Genomic DNA, 20,535 nt, shown 5'->3' with positions numbered 1-20,535 from the left:
TGCTCCCGTAGGGGATGTCACAGCTCGGCAGCAAAGCCGGGCCCGGAGGGCCGGGCCCGGCACGTCACTCTCCGGGAACAGGTACGTTCGAAGGCGTGGCTGGATTCAGGAACGGACGCGGCGGCCGGGACGACCGCGCCCCGCACGCGCGACCGCAACACCCCCCGCACGGACGGCAGGCGCCGCAGGGACCGTCGTACGGCTACCCGCCGGCTCCGCAGCCGTACCCGCACCCCCAGGCGCGGCAGCAGCCGCCGGGCGGCCCGCACGGCGGAAACGGAGGACACGGGGGACACGGGGGCTGGGGCGACGACGGCGAGCCGGAGTACTTCGGCGGTGGCGGCGGTCAGGGCGCCCCCTACGGCGCGGCCCCGCACGACCCGTACGCGGCGAACCAACCGGGCCACACCCAGGCGTTCTCGATCGACGAGCACGCCCAGTACAACCAGGGTGAGACCTATCACACGGGCTCCACGCCCCCGCCGGGCCCGGTCGGCCCCCGGCTGCACTGGAAGGCCCTGCTGCGCGGCATCGTCCTGGAGCCGAGCCAGACCTTCCTGCGGATGCGCGACTACACGATGTGGGGCCCGGCCCTCGTCGTGACGTTCCTCTACGGCCTGCTCGCCGTCTTCGGCTTCGACGGGGCCCGCGAGGACGCGATCAACGCCACCCTCTCCAACGCGGTGCCGATCGTCCTCACCACCGCCGTCGCCATGGTGCTGTCGGCCTTCGTCCTGGGCGTCGTCACCCACACCCTGGCGCGCCAGCTCGGCGGCGACGGCGCCTGGCAGCCGACGGTCGGCCTCTCCATGCTGATCATGTCCCTCACGGACGCGCCGCGCCTGCTGGTCGCCATGTTCGCCGGCGGCGACGCCTCCTTCGTGCAGATCCTCGGCTGGGCCACCTGGGTCGCGGGCGGCGCCCTGCTCACCCTCATGGTCAGCCGCTCCCACGACCTCCCCTGGCCCAAGGCCCTGGGCGCGTCGTCCATCCAGCTGATCGCACTGCTGTCGATCGTGAAGCTGGGCACCTTCTGAGCTTCCGAGGGACGCGGAGCATGGGAAAGGGGGCTCCCGAGGGAGCCCCCTTCTTCCGTCCTTCTCCCGCTCAGGCGTCGAGAACCTGACCGGCCCGCTTCACGACGGGCGGTTCGACGGACCACGGGAAGTTGATCCACTCGTCGGTGCGCTTCCAGACGTACTCGCACTTCACCAGCGAGTGCGACTTCTCGTAGATCACGGCGGAGCGGACCTCGGCGACGTGGTCGAGGCAGAAGTCGTGCACCAGCTTCAGCGTCTTGCCGGTGTCGGCGACGTCGTCGGTGATCAGGACCTTCTTGTCGGAGAAGTCGATGGCGTTGGGGACGGGCGCGAGCATGACGGGCATCTCGAGGGTGGTCCCGACGCCGGTGTAGAACTCGACGTTCACCAGGTGGATGTTCTTGCAGTCGAGGGCGTAGGCGAGCCCGCCGGCCACGAACACACCGCCACGGGCGATGGAGAGCACGATGTCGGGCTCGTAGCCGTCGTCGGCGATGGTCTGCGCGAGCTCGCGGATCGCCGTCCCGAACCGCTCGTAGGTCAGGTTCTCCCGTACGTCGCTCATACCTGGGTCCTGTGGAAGTTGAGGAAGGAACGGGAGGCGGTGGGCCCGCGCTGCCCCTGGTAACGGGATCCGTACCGCTCACTGCCGTACGGGAACTCGGCCGGCGAGCTGAGCCGGAACATGCACAGCTGGCCGATCTTCATGCCCGGCCACAGCTTGATCGGGAGCGTGGCCAGGTTGGACAGCTCCAGGGTCACGTGCCCGCTGAAGCCGGGGTCGATGAACCCGGCCGTGGAGTGGGTGACCAGCCCGAGCCGCCCGAGCGAGGACTTGCCCTCCAGACGGGAGGCGAGGTCGTCGGGCAGGGTGATGACCTCGTAGGTGGAGGCCAGCACGAACTCCCCGGGGTGGAGGATGAACGGCTCGTCGCCCTCCGGTTCGACCAGCCGGGTGAGGTCGGCCTGCTCGATGGAGGGGTCGATGTGCGGGTACCGGTGGTTCTCGAACACCCGGAAGAAGCGGTCCAGCCGTACGTCGATGCTCGACGGCTGCACCATGGTCTGGTCATAGGGATCGATCCGTACCCGCCCGGCGTCGATCTCGGCCCGGATGTCCTTGTCTGAGAGAAGCACGCCCCGAGGATACGCAAGGCGCGCGGACCCGCCACAATCGTGACGACCCCGCGCGCTGAGAAGACCGCGCCGGTCCAGACGGCCGATGACCGACGGTTACCGCTTCTGCAGGATGACCGGCACGACGCTGCGCAGCCGCGCGCACCTGGGACACCGCACAAGCCGGCCCGGACCGAGCCGCTCGGCCTTCTGCATCGGGAACGAAGCGGTGCTGAACACGTGCCCATCGGCACAGCGGACGACGGTGCGTTCCATCAAGTCCCTCTAGTCCCTTCCCCAAGAGCCGCGTCACGCCTGGCTGGAATCCCGTGACGACGAAAGCCCACATTACGGGATGAAAGGGACGGCCCTCCAGGCGGCACTCCGACCTCACCGGGCCCCTCTCCCACACCCCCACCGTACGCCCCAACTCCTGCCCCCGGCAGGCGCATCCATCCCTGAAACACACTCAGACCCCACGGCGTGAACACCGGGGGCCTGCGATGAGGTAAGGTGAGCGAGCATCGACACCGGCACCAACCGGCGTCTTACGCGGGTGTAGTTTAATGGTAGAACATCAGCTTCCCAAGCTGAGAGCGCGAGTTCGATTCTCGTCACCCGCTCCACGAAGAAGGCCCAGGTCGTCGACCCGGGCCTTTTTGCTGCGCGGATCCGCTCGGCAGTCGCGTGCCCCATGGGTGCCGGAAGGCTCGTCGGGCACCTTGTTCGCGGCCGCCGCTCCGGCCTTCCGCCTCCTGCCTCTGCCCTCCCGGGCGGTCCGGCGTGACATTAAGCCTTGCCTCGGGAAATTCGCGCCCTCCGTGACTCCGGCATATCGCTCGGTCGGGTCGGCGTCCGAGATCGATCACACGCCCTGACCCGTCCACCCCGGCGCGACACACCCCGGCACCGAGTACGGGTCTCCGCCATGGAGGCGCTCGGCAGCGAACCGGCGCAGTGCGACAAAGCTCGCGGTTCCTTCCACCAGGACAGGGACCGTCGATGAGCGGCAGACAGCGCGCCCGGTCGGTGCTCGCGCCGTCATGCCCGACTCTCCCGACACATGTGCGCTTCGTCTCCCTCGACGCCCCCGGGGCCCTCGGCGGTGTCGTCGCCCGGCGGTCGGGCAGCGGTCCCGTGCACGGGCGTCGTAGGAGGTCACAGCGGCGTGCGCGGAAACGGCCGACGGCAATACTGCACCCCCGGAAGCCAATATCTGTAGTCGCCACATCAGATATCGACACGGCACGCGAAACATATTCCTGCCACCGCAATCCAGGCCGAATTTCCTGCCGAGCAGGGCCCGGCATCCGCGTGCTACTGTCGTCATCAGTTGCAGGTGTGGTTGCCAGAAGGTTTTTCCGACGGCTGATCATCACGGCGACACGGAATACACACAGGGTGTGTTCCTGGCACCGTTTCCGAAGGAGAAACAAAAATGGCTACTGGCACCGTGAAGTGGTTCAACGCGGAAAAGGGCTTCGGCTTCATCGAGCAGGACGGCGGCGGCCCCGACGTCTTCGCCCACTACTCCAACATCGCCACCCAGGGCTTCCGTGAGCTGCTGGAGGGCCAGAAGGTGTCGTTCGACATCGCGCAGGGCCAGAAGGGCCCGACGGCCGAGAACATCGTCCCCGCGTAACGCAGCGACGCTGACGCGTACTTCGCAGCTGGGGCCCGCACCTTGGGGTGCGGGCCCCAGCTCGCTTCTTTTCCGGGGCGATTCGGCCCTGTCTTTTCCGGCCCGTTCTCGCGATTCTCTGCGCCGCTCGATCTGCTGCGGAAATCCCTTGATACGTGCCCGCATCGAGGAAGGTTCCGCATGAACCGCACCCGTCCCACCCGCGCAGGCGCCCCCCGCGCATACGACCGCTCCAGCGCCCCCCGCCAGTACGACCGCTCCGGCGCCCCGCGCGCCTACGACCGCTCCGGCGGTCCGCGTCGTTCCGGCGGCTACGGCAACCGGCAGCCCGTGCAGGGCGAGTTCGCTCTGCCGAAGACCGTCACGCCCGCGCTGCCCGCCGTCGAGGCGTTCGCCGATCTGGACATGCCGGCGCCGCTGCTGGCCACGCTCGGCCAGGAGGGCGTGACCGTACCGTTCCCGATCCAGGCGGCGACCCTGCCCAACTCCCTGGCCGGACGTGACGTGCTCGGCCGTGGCCGCACCGGCTCCGGCAAGACCCTCGCCTTCGGCCTCGCGGTCCTCGCCCGTACGGCGGGCAGGCGGGCCGAGCCGCGCCGGCCGCTGGCCCTGGTGCTCGTCCCCACCCGCGAACTGGCCCAGCAGGTCACCGACGCGCTCGCCCCCTACGCCCGCTCCGTGCGGCTGCGCACGGCCACCGTGGTCGGCGGCATGCCCATCGGCCGGCAGGCCAGTGCGCTGCGCGGCGGCGCCGAGGTGGTCGTCGCCACTCCCGGCCGGCTGAAGGACCTCATCGACCGCGGCGACTGCCGGCTCGACGATGTCGCCGTCACGGTCCTCGACGAGGCCGACCAGATGACCGACATGGGCTTCATGCCGCAGGTCACGGATCTCCTCGACCAGGTGCGCCCGGAGGGGCAGCGGCTGCTGTTCTCCGCCACCTTGGACCGCAACGTCGACCTGCTGGTCCGCCGTTATCTGTCCGACCCGGTCGTGCACTCCGTCGACCCGTCGGCCGGTGCCGTCACCACCATGGAGCACCACGTCCTCCATGTGCACGACGCCGACAAGCACCGTACGACTACCGAGATCGCGGCCCGCGACGGCCGGGTGATCATGTTCCTGGACACCAAGCACGCCGTGGACCGGCTGACCGAGCACCTGCTGAACAGCGGTGTCCGGGCCGCCGCCCTGCACGGCGGCCGGTCCCAGCCGCAGCGCACCCGGACCCTGGCGCAGTTCAAGGACGGCCATGTCACCGTCCTGGTCGCCACCAACGTCGCCGCCCGCGGCATCCACGTCGACGACCTCGACCTCGTCGTCAACGTGGACCCGCCCACCGACCACAAGGACTACCTGCACCGCGGCGGCCGTACGGCCCGCGCCGGGGAGTCCGGCAGCGTCGTCACGCTCGTGACGCCCCGGCAGCGTCGCGGCATGACCCGGCTGATGGCTTCGGCCGGCATCACCCCGCGCGTCACCTCCGTCCGCTCGGGCGAGGAAGAGCTGAGCCGCATCACGGGTGCCCAGGCGCCCTCCGGTGTGCCGGTGGTCATCACCGCGCCGGCCGTGGAACGGCCCCGCCGCGGGTCATCGTCGTCCCGCAGCCGCCGGGGCCGCGCCGGGCAGGGCCGACCCGTCGGCTCGATGGCGCGCCGACGGTCGGAGCGGGTGCCCGGGAAGGACTCGGCCGCTTAGGCCGGCACAGCTTCGGCGCCCCTGGCCTCCCGAGAGCCACATGGCTTCTCGGGGCGGCGAGGGGCGCCTGGCCGACCATCCGCTACCGAAGGAGACCCCCGTGACGCCAGCCCGGACGCAGTACCGTACGCCGGACCTCGCTCCCGTGACCGCGGTCGAGGACACCGAAGGGCACGGCCCTCGGGTATGTGACGACATGACCGTCGAGGTGGCGCTGGCCGTCATGGCGGGTGCCCGGGTCGAGTATCTGACCGTGTGCGACGAGGACGACGAGAGCACGGGCCTGGTCACCCGGGGCCGGCTCGCCGTGATCCGGGACAGTTCCGCCTACACGGACCGGATCCGTCTGCGGGACGTCCACGACGGACCGCTGCCCTCGTCCGGCGTCGGCGAGCACGGCCGGGTTCCGGGCGTGACCGCGCTCTCTCGCTGATCCGTCGCGCCCCGGGCGGCCCGTTTCTCCTTCTCCCCCCGCGACTTCTCCCCTGTGAGGCATCATGCGCTGTGTCATCGCCCGGTACCCGTTCGACCTGACCAGGACCGGGGTGCTGGCCTCCATGAAGGGCGTCAGGCCCGGTCTCGTCACGGGTGCGTCCGTGACCGTCGGCCGCCGCCGCTACCCGGTCAAGCAGGTGGGCCAGGTCGTCACAGGACAGGACCCCCGTGACTTCACCGCCGGCGAGGTCGTACGGGCCATGACGCGTCTCGGCTTCACCTGCCACGACCGCCCCGGGGGCGCGCCCGTGGCTATGGCTGGATCCGCTGCCCTGCGCACCGCGTCCGCCCTGCTCGGAGGCGACGGCCCCGTGGGCTGACGAGGACCGGGCGGGAGACCGCCCTCAGGATCCCGGTGGGGGTCCTGCCGACGCGCGTCGGCAGGGCCCCCATCGTCGTGTCTCCGCCCGCTCGGGCCCGCGACCGGCGAGAGCCGACGGCGGCAGAGTTCTTTCTCCTCCGGAAGAGTGAAATCTCCTCTTGTCGGAGTAGATTTTCGTTGGCGACGTGGGTACGCTTCTTCTCGTAGACAAGGTCGAACGAGACCCGCCAGACACGAACTGGCGGGTGCTGGACGAAGTACGCAGATCAGTGCGGCTCTCGAGCCTCGAAGCCAAGGTGTTCCCGGAACGGGTGACGCGGCTGAGAGCCGCACTGGGCGGCTCGCAGGTCGAGGAGCTGCCGACAGCGGTACCGGCTCATTCAGCGGTTTGTTCGGATCAGAGAGGAACGGAGGAGCAGACGCCATCAGGATCGCCCGGCCCGAAGCACTCGGCCGGGTACCGCAAGACCCCGGAATGGATGGTGGTCCCCGGTCAAGCAGCTGCGATCCCCCCGCACCCCCCTCTGCCGGGCCGGGTAGCGGAAACAGAAGGTCGGCACAGCAGTAGGGCCGACAGATGGTGTTCAATTTCCTTCGGGGCCCTGGTGCCGTACGGCACCAGGGCCCCTCGACGCGTTGCACAGCGAGGTGACATGACATCGGACAATCCCCTGAACGACCGTCTGGACGACGACGACTACCCCGCATACACGATGGGCCGGGCCGCCGAGATGCTCGGTACCACCCCGGCCTTCCTCCGAGCCATCGGTGAGGCTCGCCTGATCACGCCGCTCCGCTCGGAGGGAGGGCACCGCCGGTACTCCCGCTACCAACTGCGGATCGCCGCTCGCGCCCGCGAGCTCGTCGACAAGGGGACCCCGATCGAGGCCGCGTGCCGCATCGTCATCCTCGAGGACCAGCTGGAGGAAGCGCAGCGCATCAACGCCGAGTACCGTCGTGCCGCCACCGAATCGGCGGGCCGTGCCGGCTCCGCCTGACCACGCGGACGCGTGCCGTATCCGGGGCGCCGTCTCGCGGCCCAGGGAGAGCACGGCCCGGAAAGCCGCAGGTCCGGTCGGCGGAGACCGCGGCGCCGTGCCCGTTCACGCGAGCGCTTCGGCCGGCGTCCGTCGACGCCGCGCCCTCAGCGTGCCCATGACAGCGGACAGCCGGGCCGCCGGCAATCCCCGGGGCATCGGCCGGGGGATTCTCTGGTCTCTGTGGCTGTGCGGCGTCCGGGCCGGCGGGGGTCGGCCCGGACCTGTGGTGACTCAGTGGTGCGCTTCCGTCAGCCCTTCACGGCCGTCCAGAACTCCTGGATCGGTGGGACGTCGGATCCCTCGTCGAGGATGTTGGCGGCGCCGAACTGCAACCGCAGTTTGATCTTCCTGGAGCCCTTCGCCGAGAACTTCTCGGGTCGCGCGAGCTTGGCCTTGGTCAGCCTGTCCACGAAGGGCTTCCACTCGTCCGGATACTCCTGGGTCCACTTCAGACGGTGGTCGTCCGGTTGGTAGTTGTCCTTGAGGATCAGCGTCGAGGACGCGTACTCCACCAGGTTCTTCAGATAGTGGCGAGCGGCTTCCACGCGTGCCGGGACGACGGCGCCGGCCTTCCCCGGCGCGTCGACGATCCCGACGCCCCGCGCCCGCAGCGCTTCGAGAATCTCCGGGCGGCGATAGAAGAAGCGGCTCGGGCGGAAGAGGAGCTCGACCAGGTCCCCGTGATGGACGCCCCGCAGTCCTGAGAGGTCCGCCTGCTCCGCGCCCGCGGTGATCTTCTTCACCCTCGTCCGCTCGAGCTCCAGCACCCAGCCGGAGCCGGTGGGAAGAGTCAGTGACTCCAGCCGGCAGTCGACCAGGCAGGATTTGCTCACCCTGATGTGACTGAGGTCCAGCGGGCCGGTGAACGTGGCATCGACGATCGGACGGTCAGGCATCTCGGCGGTCCTGCTGATGACTTCGGCCCACATGGCACCCAGATTGGTGGCGACCGTGTCACGGGAAGCGGCACTGGACTGAACGGCGGGCAGCCGTACGTCTGCCAGGGCACCAACGAGCAGCTCGGTGTCCACCCCTGCGACCACGCCACTCACCGTGCCCGTACGCCATTCCGACCTGCTCAGGAGCCGTTGGAAGGCGGCATGGCGGCCTGCACGAAGATGGCGCGCGACGATGCCGGCCAGGAAGTTGTCGAAGAACACCTCGTGCTGGAACCTGAACCTGGTGGGCCCGCGCGTCGCGGAATCCGTGGCCAGGCCGCACAGCACCTGCAGGCGTTCCCGGAGCCCTTCTCGATCGTCCAGGTCGTCGATGTCCAGGGCGGTGGCGGCGGCGAACTCCAGGTCGCTGGAGTCGATCTCCCTCTCGCGGCCATCCACCATGATCTCGGCCACATGCTCGAAGGTGCGCCGGAGCTCGTCCCGGTTCAGCAGCCCGGACGCGCTGTCCGTCTGATAGGCGAGCTTGCGTTCCTCCCGCGCCAGGTAGTGGTTGAGGAGCCTCTCGGTGAAGGAGGGACCCTCCGCGTCCGACTCTTCGTACGCGCCGGACCTGCACATCTCTGCGAAAGCGCGGGCGAAGAAGGGGAGCCCCAGCAGTTCTCGGTCCCCGGTCGGCAGGCGTTCGAAGCGCGCCGCAGGCACCCCGTAGTCGTTGAGGAACGACACGATCTCTGCCGGATTCCACCGCAGCACCTGGGCGATGCTGTGGCGGACGGAGGCGCTTATCGCCTTGCTCGCCCGTTGCACGCTCGATCGGTACTGGTTCATGTAGTAGGACGAGCGTGCCGAGACGACGAGCACTCCCCGCCCGCCCAACGCGTTGAGCCAGTCCTGCAGCGAGTCGATCGCGTCGCTGTACGCCGCTCCCCCGAGGAGCTCGTCGAAGCCGTCGATGAGAAGGGCGATGAGCCCCTTTCCGCAGAGCACCTTGACGCGTTCCGCGGTGAGGTTCTGGGTGAGCGCGACCGCGTGGTTGACGGCCGCGTCCAGGTCGTCGAGGACCCGGCCCGTGGACTTGACGTAGAGGAACAGCGGCTTGTCACCCTGGTCCCGTTCCACTTCCCGCGCACGGTTCAAGGCGGCCTTCACCATCGCCCGGGTCTTGCCGATGCCCGCCTCGCCGTTGACGAAGAAGACCTGCGTCTGGCCCGTCTCGACACCGAGGTCCGCGTCGACGTCGTCGATCAGTTGGGAGAACGACTTCCTCTGGAGATTGCCCCCGTCGTACTCGGTCACCTCGACGTGGGCCTCGCGGTGGCTGCCGACGTCCGGTTGCCAGCCGAGCTGATCGGTCTCCTCCTGCGCGAGCTGCCGCTCCATCTCCTCCAGTTTGTGGCGCAGCCGACTGGCCACGATGGGCCAGTTGGTCAGTTTGCGGAGGTACGTCCGATAGGGCACCCAGGTTTGCTCGTCCTGCCATTCGGGGCCGTCCGGGCCGACGCGGAAGTAGTCCCGGCGCAGCTGGGTCCCCTCGCTGACGGACTTGCCCCACTCGTAGCCGAACCCGTGGGAATGGTCGAAGTACTGGGGAGGGGAACCGACGACGTCGGCGAACGCCTTGAGGTCGTTCTCCACCTCGGCCCGAAAGAGTTCACGAGGGTCGTCCGGTTCCCTCTTGGCTCTCAACAGCATGTCGAGGCAGGCGACGAGTTCCGCGTCCTCGGGACGGGCACGGAAGTTCGCCGCGCCGAAGGCGAGGTACTCGGGCCGGCTGCCGGTGTACCGGGCGTACACACACCAGCTGTCGTCCGGCTGCGCGTACATGAACGGCCACAGGGGCACATCGGTGTCGCCCCACGTCACCACGGGCCGCAGCTCCTGGCCTCCGCCGTCGCTGACGGTGAGCCGGGCGTCGGACAGGCATTCCGCGATGATGTCGGAGATGGCCTGCACGAGGGCGTCCACGACGGGAGACAGCCCGTCCGGGATGGCACCTCCATGGCTGACGTGGTCGCGGAGGTTCTTCGTCGCCCTGAGTTCCGGAGGGGCCTCGGGGATTCCCTGGTCGTAGCGGGCCAGTGCCGCGGTGATCGCCTGGGCGACGCGCTGTCCCGGGGAGCCCGCTTCGGTGTCTCCCAGACGCGAACGCAGGTCCCGGAGCAGCGAGATCCACTCCCCGAGCCCGGGTGACCTGCCGACGCTGACATGGGGGAGGCCCGAGGCCCGCACCGTCGAGACCGCCAGGAGGGCCAGGAAGCGCGCCTCGAAGTCGAGAGCCGAAAGGCTCTCCTGCACGCTTCGGGAGACCTCAGGTGATCTCGGTGCGTATAAGCCTTCCATGCGGCGGAAAGCTGCGACGGCGGTGCGATTCACCGATCACCTCGAGACTGGGTGGAAACGGAGTTGCACCCCCTTTGGGGGGCTGCACAGGCAAGCTAGCACCAACCACCGTTCCACCGACCGGGGTTGACCCCCGCGGTGCGACCTCCAGGACGCATCCAGGCGCTGCGTAGTCACCGTGCCGCTGTTTCCACGCCCCCCGGGTGGTGGCTGCCGCCGCCGGTGCCGTCGAGGGGAGTCGGGACGTGTGGGATCCGCCATGTGCCGGATCCCACACACGGGTGCGACGGGCCGTCGCGCGTCAGATGTAGTCGCTGGGGATGACGCAGAAGTCGATGTGGCTCAGGTCCGCGTACTTGCCGCTCGGGTTGAGCGGGGCGTGGAGTGAGCCGTCGGCGGCGATGCCGCCGGGGAAGCCGGTGGAGGCGTCGTAGCTGTAGACGTTGGCGCCGCCCGTCCCGCCCTTGGCGGTCACCTCGACGGCGGCTCGGCGGGCGGACGGCGGGATGTCGAAGCTGAAGACCTGGCCCTCGGGGGTGTCGGTGACGGTGAGCTGGAGGGTTCCGTCGCCGGGGATGTCGACGGGGCCGGTCTCGGGATCCTCCACCCGGAAGCCGGTCGCGCCCGCCGGGCAGGACACGGGCGGGTTGCCCTCCACTTCCACGGGCTGTACGCCCGCGTCGCTCGCGGGCCCCGGCTGGGCCGACGCGGGGCCGGCGGCGAAGCCGACGACCGCGACCGTGGTCAGGCCGGCGCCGATGAGGCGCGCTCCCCATTTCACCCGCCGTGACGGCGCCTTTGTCGGCGTTGCTACTCGCATAACGTCCGTTCCTCCTGGTTGGTGGGTTCCGGATTCCGGATTCGTGGTGTCGTTCTCGCGGGACATTCACACCTGGTCCCTCGGCAGTTCGGATGGTGAACATGCGTGCGGGATCGACGTCTCAACGATGCACGAGAAAGGGCCATCGGGCCGTGTGAGCCCTTTTTCTTAGGCCGTTTGTGCCGCATACGGTGGAGAAGTATGCCAATCGGATGATCTCGGAGAGGGTCCGCTTGTCGATTCCTGGGAGGTGGGGCCCGGGCATCTACTTTCGGGGCGTGGCCCGCCCGGGGGAAATCGGGTCACCCCCGCACCTGGACCTGGGATGTTCCATGCTGAGAAAGAGCACGACGAGGACTGTCACCACGGTTTGCGCGGCGGCCCTCATCGCGGCGGCCCTCATCGCGGCCGCCCCCCTCCCGGCCGCGTTCGGCGCGCCGGCACGCGACCCGAGGCTCCTGACCGCCGCGCCCCTGGCGACATGGCAGACGAACGGCATCGTCTGGTCGGTCGAGTACGCCCGCGGTGTCGTGTACGTCGGCGGCACCTTCGACAGGGTCCGCCCGCCGGACGCGAAGCCCGGGGAGAAGGAGGTCGCCCGGCGGAACTTCGCGGCGTTCGACGCCGTGACCGGCAGACTGCTGCCCTGTGCCCACAGCTTCACCCGGGGCGCGGCCACGGTACGGGCGCTGAAGGCGTCACCCGACGGCAAGGTGCTCTACGTGGGCGGCTCGTTCGGCAGGGTCGACGACAGCGGAGTGGCCAGCGCCGCCGCGCTCGACACGGGCACATGCGCGCTGCGCAGGGAATTCCGCCCGGCGGTGACGGCCACGGTGCGGGCCATCGAGACCACCGGCTCCACGGTGTACCTGGGCGGCGATTTCACGGTCGTCGACGGGCAGCCGAGAAAGCGCCTCGCGGCGTTCAGCCGAAAAGGCCGGCTGCTGCCGTTCCGGGCGGACATCGACGGGCCCGTCCGTGCCCTCCTCGCCGCACCGGACCACGGAAAGGTCGTCGTCGGCGGCGATTTCCAGAGCGTGAACGGAAACCCCGAACGGGCGCTGGTCGCTCTGCATCCCGAGGACGGTTCGACCGTCACCTCCTTCCCGAAATGGATTCCGCCGAGATCATCGGTGAAATCACTGACCCGCGCGGGCACCCACTTCTATCTCGGAGCCGAGGGACGGGGTACGGGCATCTTCGACGGGCGCGTCGCCGGACGTCTGTCCGACGGCGAGATGCTCTGGAAGGACTTCTGCCTGGGCGCCACCCAGGCGGTCGTGGTGCACGAAGACGTGCTCTACAGCGCATCCCATTCCCACTACTGCGGCCGTACGCCGGGCGGTTTCCCCGACGGGCCGCGCCGCAGCTTCCTGGCCCAGTCGGTCCACGACAGGCACCTGCTGCACTGGTTCCCCGACACCGATGACGGGCTCGGTGAGGGAATCGGCCCGCGGGCGCTGGTGATGGCCGGTGACATCCTCTGGGCGGGCGGCGAGTTCACCGAGGTCAACGGCCGGCCCCAGCAGGGCCTCACGCGTTTCGGGGCCGGTCCGCGGAACAAGGCCCCGGAGGCGGCCCCGCGCCTGACGGGCAGGACCTCCCGCGCGGGCAAGGTCACTCTGACCTGGCGTGCCGTATGGGACAGGGACGACGCTGAACTGACGTATCTGCTCCACCGGGACGGTGTTCTCGTGGCTTCTCCGAAGCAGCGGTCGGTCGAATGGCACCGGCCGGAGATGAGGTACACGGACTCCGTGACCGGCGGCTCCCGTCACCGGTACCGGATCGCCGTCACGGACGGGAAGAGCACAACGCCCCTGTCGCGGCCGCTCGACGTGACCGCGGTGGCCGTGGAGCGGCCGGCGGGAGCGCAGTGATGGGGCAGGTCCTCGGATACGCGCCCGGAGTCTTCGACCTCTTCCACGTGGGCCACCTGAACATCCTGCGCCAGGCACGGGAGCACTGCGACCGGCTCATCGCCGGCGTCTGCTCCGACGAACTGGTGATGCGTCTGAGGAACCGGCCGCCCGTGGTGCCGTTAGCCGAGCGGCTGGAGATCCTCCGCAGCATCCGCTACATCGACGAGGTCTTCGTCGCCACCGTGGAGGACAAGGTCGACGTCTGGAAGGAAGTGGGATTCGACGTCATCTTCAAGGGTGACGACTGGCTCGGTACGCAGCTGTGGGACGACCTGGCGGCCCGGTTCGAGGAGGTCGGGGTGAAGGTCGTCTTCTTCCCCTACACCGTGCACACCTCCAGCACCCTCATCCGCCGGGCGCTCGACGTCCTCGCCCAGGAGGTCCCCCCGGAGACAAGTCCGGCGGGCCCGGGGGGTTGAGAGCGGCTTGCGTCTCGTGTGTTCGGGTACAGCGATTGAATGAGGGTGACAGCCTGCGTGCCCGGAGTTTACTGAAAGTGATGTGTTCGTGACCCGTCTCGGCGGCCCCGGCGGCGACCACGCGGAGGGAACCGGCGATGGCCCTGATGCCGTCGCCTCGCAGGTCGCCGATGCCGTGGAGGGCATGGCGGAGCTGTGGTCACTGGCGGCTCAGGAGGCGGCGCTACGCCTGTCACCCCACCAGCTGCGGGCCCTGCGCGTCCTTCAGGCGGCGCCGGAGCTGAACCTGACCGGGCTGGCGGAGCAGCTGGAGATAGGGCTGCCCACCGCCAGCCGGCTGTGCGACCGGCTGGAGGCCGCGGGTCTGCTGGAGCGGTCGATGCATCCGCACAAGCGGCGCGAGGTGCGGCTCGGGCTGACCGTTCAGGGGCGGCGCGTGCTGGAGGACGTCGCCCAGCGGCGGACGCAGGCCCTGGCCGCCGCGCTGGCCGCGATGGCGCCCGCGGACCGGCAGGCCCTGCGGCGCGGGCTGCGGGCCTTTCTCGCCGCCCGGGACTCCTCGTCGCCCTCCCCGTCGGGTCCGGCCTCGCACCGCCCCTGACCCGGCCGGCCCCTCAGGCTCCCGTCCGGCCCGTCCAGTCCAGGCAGACCACCGCCGCGTCCGCGGTGAGGCTCTCGCTGCCGAAGTGCTCGATCAGCCCGAGGACGACGGACCGGGCCGTCTCGTGAGGTGTGCTCCGGCGGGTGGCGCCCAGGATCTGGCGCAGGGCGCGCTCGCCGAAGAGGTCGCCGGTCGCGGAGCGGGTGCCGTGGACGCCGGTGCTGACCACGATCAGGCGGTCGCCTGGTTCGACGTGGAAGGTCTGCTCCTCGTACGCCGTCTCCTCGAACATGCCCAGGGGCAGCTGCGCCTCCAGTTCGACGCGCTCGACGGTGGCGCCGCGCTGGAGGAAGAGCTGAGGGGAACCGGCGTCCACGGCGTGCACCGTGCCGGTGTCCAGGTCGAAGCGGAGCAGGAGCGTGGAGGCGTACGACTTGCCGCCGTAGTGGGCGAAGAGCGCCTGGTCGGCGAGGCAGGCCTGGTCGGCCAGGGAGATGCCGGCGCGGCGCGCGTTGCGCAGGGCGCCGACCGCGAGGCCGGTGAGCAGGGACGCCTCGATGCCCTGGCCCATGCCGTCGGTGACGGTGACGGTGAGGTCGTCGGCGCTGCCGGACCAGTCGAAGTTGTCGCCGCCGATGGCGTAGGCGGGTTCCAGGTGGGCGCCGATGACGTACTCGGGCTGGGCGCAGCCGCGGCCCGGCAGCAGCTGCCACTGCATCTCGGCGGCGAGGGTGAGGCGCCGGGTGCGGCGGGCCCGGAGGTAGAGGTCGGTGTGCCGGCCTGCGGTGGAGATCTCGTGGCCCAGCGCGGTGGCGAAGTCGAGGAGCTGCAGGACCAGGGACGGCTCGGTGCGGCCCGCCGGGAGGCGGACGCAGAGCACGCCGAGGCGGTCGCCGCGGACGGTGATGGGCAGATGGACCAGGTCGGCCGCCGGGTCGGCGCCGACCTCGACGACCGGGGACTGCGTGGTGAACGCCGTGCCGGCCGGGCCGTCCTGCGCGGGGACCGGGTCGCCGGTGTGCGGGAGGTGGGTGACCGGCTGGAGGACGGTGAGGCTGTAGTCGGCCAGGAGCAGGGTGACCTCCTGGGCCTCGGCCCGCTCGGCGAGCAGCCGGGCCGCCGTGGCCACCAGCGCGTGCGGCGGTGCCGCGCGCAGCAGGCTCTCCGCCGACGGGACCGGCGGGGCCGGTGGGACCGGCGGCCGGACCGGTTCGGAGGCGTTCACGCTGTCACCCTCTCCCCTTGTTGCTTCACCGTAGCGCGCCGCGGGCCGTTCAGGAGGCGGCCGGGAGAGTGCGGCAGAGCAGCAGGCAGACGTCGTCGTCGCGTTCGGAGTCGTGCAGCAGCGGCTTGAGCAGTGCCTCGGCGGAGGCGTCCAGGTCCTCCAGGTCCGCGTCGCTCAGCGCGCCCATGAACCGGGCCAGGCGTCCGATGCCGGTGTCGATGCCATGGGCACGGCGTTCGACGAGGCCGTCGGTGTACAGGGCGACCGTGGAGCCGGGCGCCACGAGCAGCGTGTGGTCCACGTACGTGAAGGGCATGGGGACGCCGAGCATGACTCCGGGTTTGGTGTCGAGAACCCGGACCGTCGCGTCGGGGGCGCGGACCACCGCGGGGGGATGCCCCGCCGCCGCCCACACCATGGCCGGGTCGCCGGGGCGGAACCGGGCGATCACCGCGGTCGCGTACAGCGCGGGCTGCTGCTGGCACAGCATGTGGTGCAGGCGGGTGAGGATGCGGGCGGGGCTGTCGTCCTCGACGGCGTAGGCGCGCAGCGCGGTGCGCAGCTGGCCCATCATCACCGCCGCGCTCAGGCCGTGGCCGGTGACGTCCCCTATCACCGCGAGCACGCTGCCGTCGGGCTGGACGAAGGCGTCGTACCAGTCGCCCCCGATGTTCAGGCCGTGGGTGGCCGGCAGGTAGCGGGCGGCCAGCCGCAGGCCCTCGGTGGGGGGCAGCTCGGTGAGCTGGGCCCGCTGGAGCGCCTCGGCGATGTCGCGGTGCTGCTCGTAGCGGCGGGCGTGGTCCAGGGCGACGGCCCACCGGCCGGCCAGTTCCAGCAGCATGACGACGGTGTCGGGGTCGAAGCGGGGGCCGGGAGCGGTCAGCGTGAGCACGCCCAGCAGGCGGGGTGCGGTGAGCGGGATGCACAGCAGCGGGTGGTCCGGGCTGAGCAGGGAGGGCGGCAGGTCGTCCACGCCGGGCAGGCCGCCGGGGTGGGGGGCGGCGTGCTGGGGCCGCCCGCTGCGGGCCGCCGTCACGGCCGCCGCCGGATGGTCTCCCCTGCGGGCGGCTGTGCGGGCGGGCCGGCCGTCGCCACTGCGGGCCGCTGCCGGAGCAGCCCGGTGACCACCGCCGCGATCCGCCGTCACGGCAGCCCGGTCGTCACCGCCACGGGCCCCCGCCGGACCAGGCCGGTCGTCCGCCCTGCCCCCCGTCTCCCCGTCGCCGTACTCCTCGTCGAAGAGCCAGACGTCGGCCTGTTCGGCGAAGTCGGGGACGAGCAGTTCGGGCAGGCGGCGCAGGATGTCGTCGGGGTCGAGGGAGGCGGTCACGGCGGCGCTGGCGTCGGCCAGGAAGGTGAGCAGGCGGCGGGCCTTCTCCGCGTCGGCGCGGGCGGTCCGCTCGGCGTCGAGGAGGACGTGCTGGGCCTGTGCGGCGGCCTCGAGTTCGGCGTGCAGGGCGAGGACGCCCTGGTTGGTCTGGTGCAGTTCCTCCCGGTGGAAGCGGACCAGGTCCTCCTGCTCGCCGAGGCGGGCCAGGAGGGACGCGGTGTCCTCGTCGTCGGCCAGGAGGGCGCCGGCCAGGTCGTCCGCGGTGAGGTCCGCCGGGCGGGCGCGGGGCCGCGGCACCCGGGCGCGGCCGGCCGGGGTCGGGCCGGGCAGCGTGTACCGGACCGGAGGCCGCCCGTGCGGCGGCCGTACGACGATCCGCAGACGGCCCCCGGTGCCTGTGCCCGTGCCCGTGTCCGTGCCCGTGCCCGTGCCCGTGTCCGGGATGTCGACGACGACGTCCACGACGACGCCGGCGTCGCCCGAGTGACCCAGGTGCTGCCGCAGCTGTGCCGTGAAGTCGGTCAGGAAGCGGGCGCGGTCGACGAGGGGCAGCTCGGCGTCCGCGGTGAGCCGGGCCAGCAGGGTGCGGGCGCGGGCCGCGTCGTGGGCGGAGCGGATCGTCCAGGTGTCATGGGCGGTCATGGGCCTCGGTCCGGCACTCGGGGGCCAGTACGGCCACGCTGGTGTCGTCGCGTGTGGGGCTCGCGGCGCTGCTGGCGTCCCGCAGGACGGCCGCGGCGATCAGCGCCGGGTCGCTGGTGAGCAGATGCGGCTCCTCGGGGGGTGTCCAGCGGCCGGGCAGGCCGTCGCTGTGCAGCACGAGCAGGCTGCGCGCCGTCCAAGGCTCCCGCTGCACGGGCACGTTGGCCGGCAGGGCGGCGCCGACGATGCCGGGGTGGGACACCAGGGGCCGCCAGCCGTCGTCGGTGCGCAGGCGGGCCCCGGCGTTGCCGACGCCGGCGAAGCTCAGCCTGCCGGTGCCGGAGTCCAGTTGGGCCACGGCGACGGCGGCGCCCCGGGTGGGCCGCAGGGCCGTGTCCAGTCTGCGGAGGATGTCGGCGGGCGGCAGGTGTGCCGAGCGGTGCAGCTCCTCGACGGCGGCGGCGGACGCCTCGGCGGCCTTGGCGCCGTGGCCGAGGCCGTCGGCGAGCATCAGGGTCAGCAGCGGGCCCGAGCGGGCCCAGGTCCAGTCGTCACCGGAGTGCTCGGCCGGGGCGAGGGGGATGTTGATGCCTCCGGCGCGGGCGGGCACCCGCCGGGGAGCGGGGGCGGGGTCGATGCGGGCCAGGACGAGGGTGCCGCGGCCGCGCACGCTGTAGAGGTCGAACGCGCCCGCGATGCGCCGGCAGGTGCCGAGGCCCGCGCCGAGGGAGGCCGCGGAGGCGGTGGTGAAGCCGTCCCGCAGGGCCGTGGCGACGTCGGCGATGCCGGGGCCGTGGTCGAGGGAGACCAGCTGCACCGCGGGGCTGCGGTCCGCGCCGGGCCCGTCCACGAGGTTGACCACGACACGGCCGCCGCCGGCGTGCTTGAGCAGGTTGGTCGCCAGCTCGGTGGCGACCAGGGCGGCGTTCGCGGTGCGGTGGGCGTCGAGGCGGGCCTCCCGGCACGCGGCCTCCGCCGCCACCCGGACGTCCCTCACCCGGGTGGAGTCGTGCACCGGAACGTCCCACGCCCTGGTCATCCGGCCCCCGGCCGGGGGAAGTCCGAACCGGAGCGGGGTGCCGGCACGCCGGTCGCCCAGGCCACCACGGTGACGGTGGTGCCCCGGTCGCGCCCGGTGTCGATGGCGAAGGAGTCCACCAGGCGCCGGGACCCGCTCAGACCGAGGCCGAGACCGCCGCCGGTCGTGTAGCCGTCCGTCATCGCCAGCTCCACGTCGCGGATGCCGGGGCCCTGGTCGACGAAGCTCAGCCGCAGCCCGCTGCGCTGGCCGTCGTCGAGCCGGGCGATCTCCACCAGTCCGCCGCCCCCGTGGACGAGGGTGTTGCGCGCCAGCTCGCTGGCGGCGGTGACCAGCTTGGTCTGCTGCACCAGGCCGAACCCCAGGTCGGTCGCGGCCTGCCGGACCTGCTGCCGGACGAGGGCCAGATCGGCGTCGGAGCCGATGGGCAGGCTGATCGAGCCGACGGGACGGGGCACGGCGGCCATCACGGGCCCCCCTTCGTACGGTCCACTGCCTGCCTACGGTCCCTTACCCCCGCGCGACCCATGTGCTGCTCACTCTTCACCCCTACCCGCGCACGGCCCATGTCCAGCGCGGGATCCACCACCCGTATACGACCCGTGGCGCGCGTACGGTCCCCCGCCGGGGCGGTGAGCACGGCCAGCGCCCGGTCGACGTCCAGCGCGGTGGTCAGGCCGGGCAGGGTGAGTCCCAGCTCGACCAGGGTGATCGCCACGGCCGGACGCAGCCCGGCCAGCACCGTGCGGGCGGCCAGGAGCCGGGCGTTCGCGGCGATCTCGGCGAGGACGCGGCCCAGGTAGGAGTCGACGATCTCCACGCCGGAGACGTCGATGACGACGCCGGCGGCCCCGCTGCGGGCCACGCGCTCGGTGATGTCCTGCTGGAGCCGCTCCGCCGTGCCGTCGTGCAGTTCGCCCTGAAGGGTGACCAGCAGGACGTCCCCCAGCGCCAGTACCGGCACACGGGGGGCCGGGGACGGCGACGGGGCGGTCACGCCGGGATCGCCCCGGTCGGCCCGGGCGCCGGGATCTCGACGCCCTGCCGGGCCAGCGCGTACGCCAGGGCGTCGGCGAGTCCGGCGCGGGTGACGACCGAGCCCAGGTCGATGCCGAGGTGCACGATGGTCTGCGCGATGGCGGGCCGGATGCCGGAGACGACGCATTCGGCGCCCATCAGACGGGCGGCGGCCACGGTCTTCATCAGGTGCTGGGCGACGAGCGAGTCGACGGTGGGCACGCCGGTGATGTCGAGGATCGCGTACACGGCGCGCCGGTCGACGATGGCCTCCAGCAGGCTCTCCATGACGACCTGGCTGCGGGCGCTGTCCAGCGTGCCGATCAGGGGCACGGCGACGATGCCCTCCCACAGCTGGATGACCGGGATGGTCACCTCCAGCAGTTGCTGCCGCTGCCGCTCGATCAGCTCGCTGCCGGCGCTGAGCGCCGTCTCCATCACCACCAGGCGCAGGGTGCCCATGAGGACGGCCAGCGCCAGCGCCGCCTCGTGGGCCTGCGGCGCCGTGGGGTCGGCGAACTCCTCGCGCAGCAGGTCATGGACGCAGACGCGCAGGGCGGCGACCTCGTCGGCGATCTGGGCCGGGGTGGACCCGGTGCGGGCGCGGGAGGCGGACGTACGCCCCAACTGGTCGCGGACGGTCGTGAAGCCGGGCGCGGTGATGTCCTCCAGCCGGCCGGTGGCCGCCACCTCCGCCAGGGCGTCCACCACGGCCTTGCAGGCGTCCACGGCCTCGTCGCGGGAGACGGTGAAGACCGTGCGGAACAGCGGGGCGTCGGCCCAGCGCTGCGCGATCTGCTCCCGCCGCCGTCGCAGGAAGCCGCACACCTGTTGTGCCGCCGCTCCGTGGTCCGTGTCCTGCTGCGACACCCGCATCGTCTCCTCAGTACAGGACCCGGGCCGCGTGTCGGCCGACCCCGGCCCGATA

General features: G+C 71.4%; 18 protein-coding genes, 1 tRNA gene and 1 pseudogene. 10 read left to right on the top strand and 10 right to left on the bottom strand.

Annotation, left to right across the window (positions count from 1 at the left end; genetic code table 11):
• Nucleotides 1–14 precede the first annotated feature (14 nt).
• Nucleotides 15–1,037, top strand: coding sequence for a Yip1 family protein (locus tag ACIGXJ_RS11605; protein WP_399643280.1), 1,023 nt, complete (start codon nucleotides 15–17; stop codon nucleotides 1,035–1,037).
• 70 nt (nucleotides 1,038–1,107) lie between these two features.
• On the opposite strand, the gene ACIGXJ_RS11600 is transcribed toward ACIGXJ_RS11605, so the two are convergent.
• Nucleotides 1,108–1,605 (bottom strand): phosphoribosyltransferase, encoded by a 498-nt coding sequence (locus ACIGXJ_RS11600; RefSeq protein ID WP_330458948.1) that lies wholly within the window; start codon nucleotides 1,603–1,605, stop codon nucleotides 1,108–1,110.
• Nucleotides 1,602–2,177: a dCTP deaminase gene (gene dcd / locus ACIGXJ_RS11595; protein WP_399643278.1), complete on the bottom strand. Its 576-nt coding sequence runs from the start codon at nucleotides 2,175–2,177 to the stop codon at nucleotides 1,602–1,604. The genes ACIGXJ_RS11600 and dcd overlap by 4 nt, the downstream gene beginning before the upstream one ends.
• A gap of 531 nt (nucleotides 2,178–2,708) precedes the next feature.
• On the opposite strand from dcd, the gene ACIGXJ_RS11590 reads away from it, so the two are divergent.
• The 6 genes from ACIGXJ_RS11590 (at nucleotide 2,709) to ACIGXJ_RS11565 (ending at nucleotide 7,311) form a co-directional block, all read left to right on the top strand.
• Nucleotides 2,709–2,782: transfer RNA gene (locus ACIGXJ_RS11590), tRNA-Gly, on the top strand.
• 812 nt (nucleotides 2,783–3,594) lie between these two features.
• Nucleotides 3,595–3,798 (top strand): cold-shock protein, encoded by a 204-nt coding sequence (locus tag ACIGXJ_RS11585; RefSeq protein WP_030648194.1) that lies wholly within the window; start codon nucleotides 3,595–3,597, stop codon nucleotides 3,796–3,798.
• 180 nt (nucleotides 3,799–3,978) lie between these two features.
• Nucleotides 3,979–5,496 carry a DEAD/DEAH box helicase gene (locus ACIGXJ_RS11580; protein WP_399643276.1) on the top strand — a complete coding sequence of 506 codons (1,518 nt, stop codon included), beginning with the start codon at nucleotides 3,979–3,981 and terminating at the stop codon, nucleotides 5,494–5,496.
• A 100-nt stretch (nucleotides 5,497–5,596) separates the two neighbouring features.
• Nucleotides 5,597–5,929: a CBS domain-containing protein gene (locus ACIGXJ_RS11575; protein WP_399643274.1), complete on the top strand. Its 333-nt coding sequence runs from the start codon at nucleotides 5,597–5,599 to the stop codon at nucleotides 5,927–5,929.
• Between the two features lie 64 nt (nucleotides 5,930–5,993).
• The gene (locus ACIGXJ_RS11570; RefSeq protein ID WP_399643272.1) at nucleotides 5,994–6,311 is read left to right on the top strand and encodes an SCO5918 family protein; all 318 of its coding nucleotides are present in this window, start codon (nucleotides 5,994–5,996) and stop codon (nucleotides 6,309–6,311) included.
• A gap of 655 nt (nucleotides 6,312–6,966) precedes the next feature.
• Entirely contained in the window at nucleotides 6,967–7,311 is a 345-nt protein-coding gene (locus ACIGXJ_RS11565; protein WP_399643270.1) for a MerR family transcriptional regulator, read from the top strand.
• Between the two features lie 290 nt (nucleotides 7,312–7,601).
• On the opposite strand, the gene ACIGXJ_RS11560 is transcribed toward ACIGXJ_RS11565, so the two are convergent.
• Together ACIGXJ_RS11560 and ACIGXJ_RS11555 are read right to left on the bottom strand one after the other, a co-directional pair.
• Complete coding sequence (locus ACIGXJ_RS11560; protein WP_399643268.1) at nucleotides 7,602–10,625, bottom strand: NACHT domain-containing protein; 3,024 nt, start codon at nucleotides 10,623–10,625, stop codon at nucleotides 7,602–7,604.
• Between the two features lie 268 nt (nucleotides 10,626–10,893).
• Nucleotides 10,894–11,373, bottom strand: coding sequence for a hypothetical protein (locus ACIGXJ_RS11555; protein ID WP_399643266.1), 480 nt, complete (start codon nucleotides 11,371–11,373; stop codon nucleotides 10,894–10,896).
• A 371-nt stretch (nucleotides 11,374–11,744) separates the two neighbouring features.
• On the opposite strand from ACIGXJ_RS11555, the gene ACIGXJ_RS11550 reads away from it, so the two are divergent.
• The 3 genes from ACIGXJ_RS11550 to ACIGXJ_RS11540 all read left to right on the top strand — a co-directional run bounded on the left by ACIGXJ_RS11550 (nucleotide 11,745) and on the right by ACIGXJ_RS11540 (nucleotide 14,354).
• Complete coding sequence (locus ACIGXJ_RS11550) at nucleotides 11,745–13,292, top strand: delta-60 repeat domain-containing protein (protein WP_399643264.1); 1,548 nt, start codon at nucleotides 11,745–11,747, stop codon at nucleotides 13,290–13,292.
• Nucleotides 13,289–13,753 (top strand): adenylyltransferase/cytidyltransferase family protein, encoded by a 465-nt coding sequence (locus ACIGXJ_RS11545; protein ID WP_399643262.1) that lies wholly within the window; start codon nucleotides 13,289–13,291, stop codon nucleotides 13,751–13,753. The genes ACIGXJ_RS11550 and ACIGXJ_RS11545 overlap by 4 nt, the downstream gene beginning before the upstream one ends.
• Nucleotides 13,754–13,841: 88 nt before the next feature.
• Nucleotides 13,842–14,354 (top strand): MarR family winged helix-turn-helix transcriptional regulator, encoded by a 513-nt coding sequence (locus ACIGXJ_RS11540; protein WP_399643260.1) that lies wholly within the window; start codon nucleotides 13,842–13,844, stop codon nucleotides 14,352–14,354.
• Between the two features lie 13 nt (nucleotides 14,355–14,367).
• Here the strand turns inward: ACIGXJ_RS11540 and ACIGXJ_RS11535 are convergent, their stop codons facing one another.
• From ACIGXJ_RS11535 to ACIGXJ_RS11510, 6 genes and pseudogenes are all read right to left on the bottom strand, one after another.
• Nucleotides 14,368–15,579, bottom strand: a complete 1,212-nt coding sequence (locus ACIGXJ_RS11535; RefSeq protein ID WP_399643258.1) for a PP2C family protein-serine/threonine phosphatase — start codon at nucleotides 15,577–15,579, stop codon at nucleotides 14,368–14,370.
• 49 nt (nucleotides 15,580–15,628) lie between these two features.
• A complete protein-coding gene (locus ACIGXJ_RS11530; protein ID WP_399643257.1) occupies nucleotides 15,629–17,551 on the bottom strand; it encodes a PP2C family protein-serine/threonine phosphatase in 1,923 nt (640 codons plus the stop codon).
• Nucleotides 17,538–18,590 carry a SpoIIE family protein phosphatase gene (locus ACIGXJ_RS11525; RefSeq protein ID WP_399643255.1) on the bottom strand — a complete coding sequence of 351 codons (1,053 nt, stop codon included), beginning with the start codon at nucleotides 18,588–18,590 and terminating at the stop codon, nucleotides 17,538–17,540. The genes ACIGXJ_RS11530 and ACIGXJ_RS11525 overlap by 14 nt, the downstream gene beginning before the upstream one ends.
• Entirely contained in the window at nucleotides 18,587–19,057 is a 471-nt protein-coding gene (locus ACIGXJ_RS11520) for an ATP-binding protein (protein WP_399643253.1), read from the bottom strand. The genes ACIGXJ_RS11525 and ACIGXJ_RS11520 overlap by 4 nt, the downstream gene beginning before the upstream one ends.
• 161 nt (nucleotides 19,058–19,218) lie before the next feature.
• Nucleotides 19,219–19,587 (bottom strand): annotated as a pseudogene (locus ACIGXJ_RS11515) (STAS domain-containing protein); the annotation flags it as partial.
• On the bottom strand, nucleotides 19,584–20,483 hold the full coding sequence (locus tag ACIGXJ_RS11510) for an STAS domain-containing protein (RefSeq protein WP_399643251.1): 900 nt from the start codon (nucleotides 20,481–20,483) through the stop codon (nucleotides 19,584–19,586). The gene ACIGXJ_RS11510 and the pseudogene ACIGXJ_RS11515, both read right to left, overlap by 4 nt.
• Nucleotides 20,484–20,535 lie beyond the last annotated feature (52 nt).

This window comes from Streptomyces sp. NPDC053367, assembly GCF_044545925.1.
GTDB lineage: Bacteria > Actinomycetota > Actinomycetes > Streptomycetales > Streptomycetaceae > Streptomyces.
This window is presented reverse-complemented; position numbering and strand designations above follow the sequence as displayed.

What these genes read in the sequence shown, in the direction of transcription:
- ACIGXJ_RS11585 (WP_030648194.1), top strand. Translation starts at nt 3,595, where the DNA reads ATGGCTACTGGCACCGTGAAGTGGTTCAACGCGGAAAAGGGCTTCGGC.
- ACIGXJ_RS11605 (WP_399643280.1), top strand. Translation starts at nt 15, where the DNA reads ATGTCACAGCTCGGCAGCAAAGCCGGGCCCGGAGGGCCGGGCCCGGCA.
- ACIGXJ_RS11525 (WP_399643255.1), bottom strand. Translation starts at nt 18,590, where the DNA reads ATGACCAGGGCGTGGGACGTTCCGGTGCACGACTCCACCCGGGTGAGG.
- ACIGXJ_RS11520 (WP_399643253.1), bottom strand. Translation starts at nt 19,057, where the DNA reads ATGGCCGCCGTGCCCCGTCCCGTCGGCTCGATCAGCCTGCCCATCGGC.
- ACIGXJ_RS11600 (WP_330458948.1), bottom strand. Translation starts at nt 1,605, where the DNA reads ATGAGCGACGTACGGGAGAACCTGACCTACGAGCGGTTCGGGACGGCG.
- ACIGXJ_RS11530 (WP_399643257.1), bottom strand. Translation starts at nt 17,551, where the DNA reads ATGACCGCCCATGACACCTGGACGATCCGCTCCGCCCACGACGCGGCC.
- ACIGXJ_RS11550 (WP_399643264.1), top strand. Translation starts at nt 11,745, where the DNA reads ATGCTGAGAAAGAGCACGACGAGGACTGTCACCACGGTTTGCGCGGCG.
- ACIGXJ_RS11565 (WP_399643270.1), top strand. Translation starts at nt 6,967, where the DNA reads ATGACATCGGACAATCCCCTGAACGACCGTCTGGACGACGACGACTAC.
- ACIGXJ_RS11580 (WP_399643276.1), top strand. Translation starts at nt 3,979, where the DNA reads ATGAACCGCACCCGTCCCACCCGCGCAGGCGCCCCCCGCGCATACGAC.
- ACIGXJ_RS11570 (WP_399643272.1), top strand. Translation starts at nt 5,994, where the DNA reads ATGCGCTGTGTCATCGCCCGGTACCCGTTCGACCTGACCAGGACCGGG.
- ACIGXJ_RS11510 (WP_399643251.1), bottom strand. Translation starts at nt 20,483, where the DNA reads ATGCGGGTGTCGCAGCAGGACACGGACCACGGAGCGGCGGCACAACAG.